This window comes from Accumulibacter sp. (assembly GCF_036625275.1).
In the GTDB taxonomy this organism is placed as follows: domain Bacteria; phylum Pseudomonadota; class Gammaproteobacteria; order Burkholderiales; family Rhodocyclaceae; genus Accumulibacter.
The window spans coordinates 1-6892 of record NZ_JAZKUD010000135.1; the positions used below are offsets into that span (position 1 = coordinate 1).

General features: G+C 60.2%; 10 protein-coding genes. 3 read left to right on the top strand and 7 right to left on the bottom strand.

Annotation, left to right across the window (positions count from 1 at the left end):
- The 6 genes from V5B39_RS22370 to V5B39_RS21045 form a co-directional block, all read right to left on the bottom strand.
- Positions 1 to 609, bottom strand: a 609-nt coding sequence (locus V5B39_RS22370; protein ID WP_434735746.1) for an Rpn family recombination-promoting nuclease/putative transposase, incomplete at its 3' end; no start/stop codon positions are given.
- Between the two features lie 192 nt (positions 610 to 801).
- Entirely contained in the window at positions 802 to 1920 is a 1119-nt protein-coding gene (gene proB / locus V5B39_RS21025; RefSeq protein ID WP_332344790.1) for a glutamate 5-kinase, read from the bottom strand.
- Between the two features lie 2 nt (positions 1921 to 1922).
- Complete coding sequence (gene cgtA / locus V5B39_RS21030) at positions 1923 to 3026, bottom strand: Obg family GTPase CgtA (RefSeq protein ID WP_332344791.1); 1104 nt, start codon at positions 3024 to 3026, stop codon at positions 1923 to 1925.
- A gap of 96 nt (positions 3027 to 3122) precedes the next feature.
- Complete coding sequence (gene rpmA, locus V5B39_RS21035) at positions 3123 to 3386, bottom strand: 50S ribosomal protein L27 (RefSeq protein WP_332344792.1); 264 nt, start codon at positions 3384 to 3386, stop codon at positions 3123 to 3125.
- 19 nt (positions 3387 to 3405) lie between these two features.
- Positions 3406 to 3741, bottom strand: a complete 336-nt coding sequence (rplU, locus tag V5B39_RS21040) for a 50S ribosomal protein L21 (protein ID WP_332344793.1) — start codon at positions 3739 to 3741, stop codon at positions 3406 to 3408.
- A gap of 424 nt (positions 3742 to 4165) precedes the next feature.
- A complete protein-coding gene (locus V5B39_RS21045; protein ID WP_332343465.1) occupies positions 4166 to 4405 on the bottom strand; it encodes a hypothetical protein in 240 nt (79 codons plus the stop codon).
- Between the two features lie 177 nt (positions 4406 to 4582).
- Between V5B39_RS21045 and V5B39_RS21050 the strand changes: the two genes are divergently transcribed.
- The 3 genes from V5B39_RS21050 to V5B39_RS21060 are packed head-to-tail and all read left to right on the top strand — an operon-like array spanning position 4583 to position 6128.
- The gene (locus V5B39_RS21050) at positions 4583 to 4897 is read left to right on the top strand and encodes a hypothetical protein (RefSeq protein WP_332344794.1); all 315 of its coding nucleotides are present in this window, start codon (positions 4583 to 4585) and stop codon (positions 4895 to 4897) included.
- A gap of 17 nt (positions 4898 to 4914) precedes the next feature.
- Positions 4915 to 5316 carry a hypothetical protein gene (locus tag V5B39_RS21055; RefSeq protein ID WP_332344795.1) on the top strand — a complete coding sequence of 134 codons (402 nt, stop codon included), beginning with the start codon at positions 4915 to 4917 and terminating at the stop codon, positions 5314 to 5316.
- Positions 5316 to 6128, top strand: a complete 813-nt coding sequence (locus V5B39_RS21060; RefSeq protein WP_332344796.1) for a transposase — start codon at positions 5316 to 5318, stop codon at positions 6126 to 6128. The genes V5B39_RS21055 and V5B39_RS21060 overlap by 1 nt, the downstream gene beginning before the upstream one ends.
- 53 nt (positions 6129 to 6181) lie before the next feature.
- Here V5B39_RS21060 and V5B39_RS21065 read toward each other — a convergent pair whose 3' ends face one another.
- On the bottom strand, positions 6182 to 6748 hold the full coding sequence (locus V5B39_RS21065) for a hypothetical protein (RefSeq protein ID WP_332344797.1): 567 nt from the start codon (positions 6746 to 6748) through the stop codon (positions 6182 to 6184).
- Between the last annotated feature and the right edge of the window lie 144 nt (positions 6749 to 6892).

The following is a 6892-nucleotide window of genomic DNA, read 5'->3' on the forward strand; positions in this document are numbered from 1 at the left end:
CGGACTTTGCGAGAAAAACACGGCGAAGGCCGACAGGGCCGCGTCCTCCCTCTCATAGCGCCGGGCGTTGCTCTGCTTACGCCCATCCGGCAAAGCCCGGAAGGCATCCCGAACCTTCTCGATCAAGTTCGAGGTTAACACTATAACGTACTGTTTACCAGCATTATTTTTAGAACAGGCGGAGTTTCCCTCAATCTTCATCGCCCACGTCTCCCAATCCTCGTACGCCAACCTACGCCAACAGCCGCCTTGCGTGGGTTTGAAATGAGAACTGCTGTCATCGGCCCGTACCTGGCCCTCCTTGATCAGTGTCTGATAGAGCAGGCCCACGTAGACCATCATGCGCAGCGCCATGTAGGGGTCAACGGTGCTCTGGAACTCGATCAGCAGGTAGAGATAGACCCACTCGCCACCCACCTTCACCCGCCAGACAAGGTCGTCGGCTCGCTGGCGGAGGTCTTCGCTGACGTAGCTGCCAGGAACCCGCTCCAGCGTGCCGTAGTCCAGGTGGTGCAGCCAGTCGTCCGGCACGAAGCCGAGGATCAGGTCACGCACCAGTTCGGGCGTCGAGAAGAGAAATTTGTAGCCGCTGTCGTGATCGTTTGCCATCGGTGCATTCTACCTGCCTACATTCAGGTCCGAGTGGCGGCTGCGGCAGAAAGCACAACAGGATTTCTGAGGGGATGCGGGCACCGATGCCTGTTACGTTGGCGGATGGCTCGCTCGGGTGAGGATTCTGTTGCCCTACATCCGCGCGTAATCGCCGTCTCGGTGTCGAACTTCGGGTCCGCCAGGCGGTAGTCAGGTGAGAATCAGGTTGTCGCGATGGATAATCTCAGGCTCGTCGATATAGCCAAGAATATCTTCGATATCTTGGCTGGCGCGGCGCGCGATACGCCGACCATCGCTGCTGCCGTAGTTAACCAGGCCACGGGCAACTTCAAGTCCTTCGCTGGAGACGCAAGCAACCGCTGCACCGCGTTCAAAGTCGCCCTGAACCATCAGGACACCAATCGGCAGGAGGCTTTTCCCATCCCTGAGCGCATGGATGGCACCGCTATCGAGAACCAGTTTGCCATTGAGCTGCAGATGATCCGCGAGCCATTGCTTGCGCGCCGTGAGCGGCTGGGTTTCCGAGACCAGCAACGTTCCGAGTGGCTCCCCACGTGCCAGTCGAACAATCACGTCAGTCTCTCGCCCGCTGGCGATGACGGTGTGTGCGCCACTGCGTGCCGCTCGCTTGGCGGCGATCACCTTGGTAATCATGCCACCTTTGCCGAATGCGCTGCCGACGCCGCCGGCCATCGCTTCCAGGGCAGGATTGCCGGCCCGCGCTTCACTGATCAGCGTGGCAGTCGCGTCCCGGCGGGGGTCGGCAGTGAACAGGCCTGGCTGATCGGTGAGAATGAGCAGGCAATCGGCTTCGATCAGATTGGCCACCAGCGCGCCAAGCGTGTCATTGTCACCGAACTTGATTTCGTCGGTCACGACGGTGTCGTTCTCGTTGATGATCGGTACGACGCCAAGCTGCAGGAGGGTGCTCAGCGTCGAGCGGGCATTGAGGTAGCGCTTGCGGTCGGCGAGATCGTCATGGGTGAGCAGAATCTGGGCGGTATGCAGGCCGTAGCGGGCAAAGGCGCGCTCATACACCTGCGCCAGTCCCATCTGGCCGACGGCCGCCGCCGCCTGCAGCTCATGCACGGCACGCGGGCGCTTGTGCCAGCCCAGACGTTGCAGGCCGCAGGCAATCGCTCCCGAAGAGACCAGAACGACCTGTCTCCCGGTTTGGCATAACTCGGCGATCTGTCTTGCCCACTCATCGATGGCCGCCAGATCAAGACCTTCGCCGTTGTTGGTGACCAGCGCCGAACCCACTTTAATGACCAGCCGGCGGGCAGAAGCGGTACGGGTGGTGAGCATGTTCAGGAGGTTTGCCCGTCTTCGCACAGGCCGTTGGGGAAATGCACGGCGCTGGCTGTTTTTACGGCAGACGAGGAAGCGCGGGGCAGCTGGTCCAGCGCCTCCTGGAGTTTCTGTGCCAGCAGACGACAGCCGTCGCCGCTGATGGCGCTGACCCGAAAACTCGGGGTTGCTCTCGTATTGACGGTCTGGCAGGCTTCCAGAAAGTCGGCAATGCGCTGCTCGCGCTCGTCCTCGGGAATCAGGTCAAGCTTGTTGAGGACCAGCCAGCGCGGCTTGCTGGCAAGTTCAGGGTCGTATTTTTCCAGCTCATGGACAATGGTCATTGCGTCGCGAACAGGGTCGGCCTGTGGATCGAACGGCGCCAGGTCGACGATGTGCAGCAACAAGCGTGTGCGCATCAGATGCTTGAGAAAGCGGATGCCCAAGCCGGCGCCTTCAGCGGCGCCGTCGATCAAGCCGGGAATGTCGGCGACCACGAAGCTCCTGTCCTGGTCTACGCGCACGACGCCGAGATGCGGTTCGGTGGTTGTAAACGGGTAATCAGCCACTTTCGGACGGGCTGCCGAGACCGCGCGCAGAAAGGTGCTCTTGCCGGCGTTGGGCAGTCCCAGCAGGCCGACATCGGCCAACAGGCGCAACTCCAGCCGCAGGTCAAGCTGCTCGCCGGGTTCTCCGCGTGTGCACTGGCGTGGTGTGCGATTGACACTTGACTTGAAGTGGATGTTGCCAAGGCCGCCACGGCCGCCTTTGGCCAGAAGCACTTTCTTGCCATCCTCGTCGAGGTCGGCAAGTATTTCGTTGGTATTGACATCAGCGATCAGGGTGCCGACCGGCATACGTAGCGTCAGATCCTGGCCACGCTTGCCGTAGCAGTCGCTGGAACCGCCGTTCTCGCCGCGCTTGGCGCGAAACCTGCGGGTGTAACGGTACTCGATCAGGGTATTGACGTTGCGGTCGGCAAGCACATGCACATTGCCGCCATGTCCGCCATCACCGCCATCCGGCCCCCCCTCGGGTTCATATTTCTCACGCCGAAACGAGGCAATACCGTTGCCTCCGTCGCCGGCGCCAACAAGAATTTTCGCCTCGTCGATGAATCTCATGTGTGCTTCCTGTCTCGCGAGATGGGAAAGCAAAAAGCCCTACCGGCAAGGATAGGGCTTCGTGCAGGGCTGGCTGGCCTTGGCTGCCAGCGTTGTTCAGACGCTAACCGGAATGATGCTGACCGTGCGCCGGTTCAGCGCTCCCTTGATCGCGAACTGCACGTGCCCGTCGACCAGCGCGAACAGGGTGTGGTCCTTGCCAATGCCCATATTGTTGCCGGGATGATAAGCGGTGCCACGCTGGCGAACGATGATGTTGCCAGCGCGCACCAGTTGCCCCCCATAGCGTTTGACGCCCAGACGTTTTGCTTCCGAGTCGCGGCCGTTACGTACGCTGCCGCCTGCTTTTTTGTGTGCCATGAGTCAAATTCCTTCCAAGTCAGGCCGAAAGTTCGGGCGTAGAGCTACCGGCGATGGCGTCAACGCGAATTTCAGTGTAATTCTGGCGATGCCCCTGATGCTTCATCGAATGTTTGCGACGACGCATCTTGAAAATCCGGATTTTGTCGTGACGACCATGAGAAAGCACAGTGACCCTGACCGTGGCGCCGCTAACGACTGGCGTGCCGACCTGTACGGTTTCGCCTTCGCCAATCATGAGAACCTGATCAAGGGTGAGTTCTGCGCCAACTTCTGCCGGTATCTGTTCTATTTTCAATTTTTCGCCGTTGACAACTCGATACTGCTTGCCACCGGTTTTTATGACCGCGTACATGTTGGACTCCAAATAACAAAGCAAAGAACCGCATATTCTAAGTATTCATGGGTGCATCGTCAAAGGGTTTGCGTGCTGAGGCGTGCTGAGACATTTTCGATGTGTCGATTCTCCAGCGCCGCAAACATGCCGTACGCATTTCTAGCGACGGCATCGACGTACCGGCAGCCGTAGGAGGCGAGGCTGCGCTGGTTTTTTGTCGTCGGCGCCGGGTTTTTCTGGTTTTGACGATCCTTGGGCGCCAGCTGTCCCCGCCGGGGATTCACGGTCTGGTGTGGCTGATGCGAGGGAGTCGCCTGATGGCGCTAACCGTTGGCCGGCCGTGGAGTCTGGACCAGTGAGCGCATTTGGTGAGCACGCCCCTGCTGGATGGGCCCGAGCGCCATCGCGAGCATGACCACAAAGGCCAACCCTACGCGCAGCCTCATCTTGTCGATATGCCGCGGATGAAGTGGTGCTCGAAGCCGAAGCGGTTGTCGATACGGTTGTTGATTCGTTCCCGTGCGCTGCGCCGGTTGTAGCCCCGATGCCAGCTTGGGCTGCCATGGGGCGTCGGCACGAAGAGGCGGCGATCCTGCTCGGTGATCTTGATGCGAACGATCCGCCCATAGGCGCCGGGATTGACGTCGCCTGCAGCGTGGCAGGTCTCGGCGCCCGAGCACACACTACCGACGTACGCCGCCGGGCAACGGGACTTCAGCGTGTCTCGATCGGCTTCGAAACCCTGAAAGACTAAGGTGATATCCTCAATTGTTCATCCTAAAAACCGCAGTCGCCAGCGTGCAAACCGGCTGAACCTCAGGCAATGTGTGGCTTTTTGGCGGATGAGAGAGGCCCCCAAATGGGTGAGGCGAAACGGAAGCTGGAGAAGCACAAAGAGATGCTTTTGTCGTGTGCTGGCGTGCAGACGATGGCGGGCAAGGTTCAGGTGCGTTGGGAGACGGAAAGTGCAGCGACGCCGATGGGTCAGTTGGCTTACTTTATCCAGTTTCTACATCTGACGGGGCTGTGGTCACGGTGGCTGGCAGGCTGCCCACTGACGTACGGCAGCCCAAACGCGCCGTCGATCGCGGACGTTCTGGGCACGTGGATGCTGTCCATTCTGTCGGGGCACCGGCGCTATTCGCACGTCACGACCTCCGGGGCGACGGGGTGAATCCTGGCTTGCTGGAGATGAGCAAAGTCGTTTCTGAGGACGCCCTCCGCAAGGGGTTGCTGAGGATTCTGGAAGCGGCTGGGACGACCTGGCTCGACGGGCATCTCGACGAGAGTACGGCGGGGCTGCTGGACGCCGCGTGGATTCTCGACACCGACACGACCGTCAAAGTGCTGTACGGTCACCCGGAAGGCGCCGTCGTGGCCTACAACCCGAAGAAGCCGGGTCGGCCGTCGCACAGTTACCATATCTACCTGATGGCCGGTCTGCGCCTGGTATTGGGTGTCGAAGTGCATGCGGGCAACGAGCATTCGTCGAAGCCCGGTCAGCCGGGGCTGCTGAAGATTCTGGATGCGCTGCCCTTGGCGAAGAAGCCAAAGCTGGTACGCGGCGACAACGGCTATGAACGGACGGGCTGATGGCGGCGCTGGAAGAGCGTGAGCAGCCCGATCTGTTCAAGCTCAAGCTGTCCAAGAACGTCAAGCGGCATATCAGCCGCGTCTGTGACGAAACCGACTGGACGGATGCGGGCCAAGGCTGGGAGGGAAAAGAGGGTCAATTGGCGCTCCAGGGCTGGGACCACAAGCGGCGAGTCGTCGTTCTTCGTCGTCCGCTCACCCGCGAGAAGGTGGCCCAGGAGGAGAGCGGCCAGCTGATGCTGTCGTTCATCGAGGCCAACCGAAAAAGGGGGAAGGAGATCACCGGTTACGAGTACGCCGTTCTCGTGACCAACACCCGCTACGAGATTCTCAGCCTCGGTCAGCTCTACCGAGATCGGGCCGATGCCGAGAACGCCTTCGATGAACTCAAGAACCAGTGGGGTTGGGGCGGCTATACGACGCACGACCTGCATCGCTGTCAGTTGGCTGCTCGTGCCGTGGCTCTGATTTACAACGGGTGGAGTTTGTTCGTTCGACTGGCGAACCCGGAGGCTCGGCGAGAGGCCATCACCAGCCGCCCCTGGCTTATGACATCCGTCGGGCGAAAGACTGAACATGCCGGGCAGACCACCGTGACCCTAACCGGATTGCATGCTCACTTCGCACCAGCGCGGGCGGCGCTGACGCGAGTCTTTGCCTTGCTTCAAGGCTGGGTGGCCGAAACTGCGGAGCAGTTGCCCGACCCATCCGTTTGGCATCGTGTCTGTGATCACCTCAAGCAGATTCTCGCTGGCGCCGAGGGGCCACCAACGCATCCGTTGCTGGGAAACTATGCCGATGAAGTCGGCTAACTGCGGTTTTTAGGTTCATACCGTTGTATGAAATTCCCCCGCAGAACTTGTCTCTATTGCGCGAATGATTCTGACATGTTGAAAGCGATGGGGAAGTCGATGCAGCGGCAGCGGACGGCGGCCCACATGGCCTTCACGCCCCTGTGTGTGACGCGATAGAGGCGAGAGTTGGTGACCTTGGCAATCAAGCCATGGCCGCGCAATTTGGCGATCAGGCGGCTGGTTCGATGCGTACGATGTTTGGCCTCGATAGGGTTGGTCGGAGGGGCTGAGTAAAGCTTGCCCTGGAGGTCCCTGTGGCGGAATCCATTGAGGTGGAACTCCCCGGCAAGCAGCGCCTTAAAGAGGGTGACATTCTCCGGAGTGACCGGGTTGAAGGCGGCGACGTGCTGACCGGCCTTGCTCTGTGACCGGCAAAGGTGATCGAGGGCCTCGGTCGCATTGCCTTGAAGGGGAGCCTTGGCCAAGGCGTCGATCAGGCGCGAGTGGGCACCCTGAGCGACTTCGGCATCGCGCCAGAAATTCGAGACCCCTTTGCGCATGGGACACCACCGGCAGACGACCTTTCCCTCAGCGTTCTCGGAGGAAGTGAGGATTTTGAACTCTGCCGGATGATTCATGGTGGTCTCGATTCTCAGGCGGATCTTCCTCCACGTAGTAGACGAAACTACGCTTTAACTATCGGTTTTTGTTAAACAAATAGCCAATGCCGCGAAAGCGGCGCCTGCCTACGCGGCGAGCTTGTCGGCTTTGGGCTTGAGTGG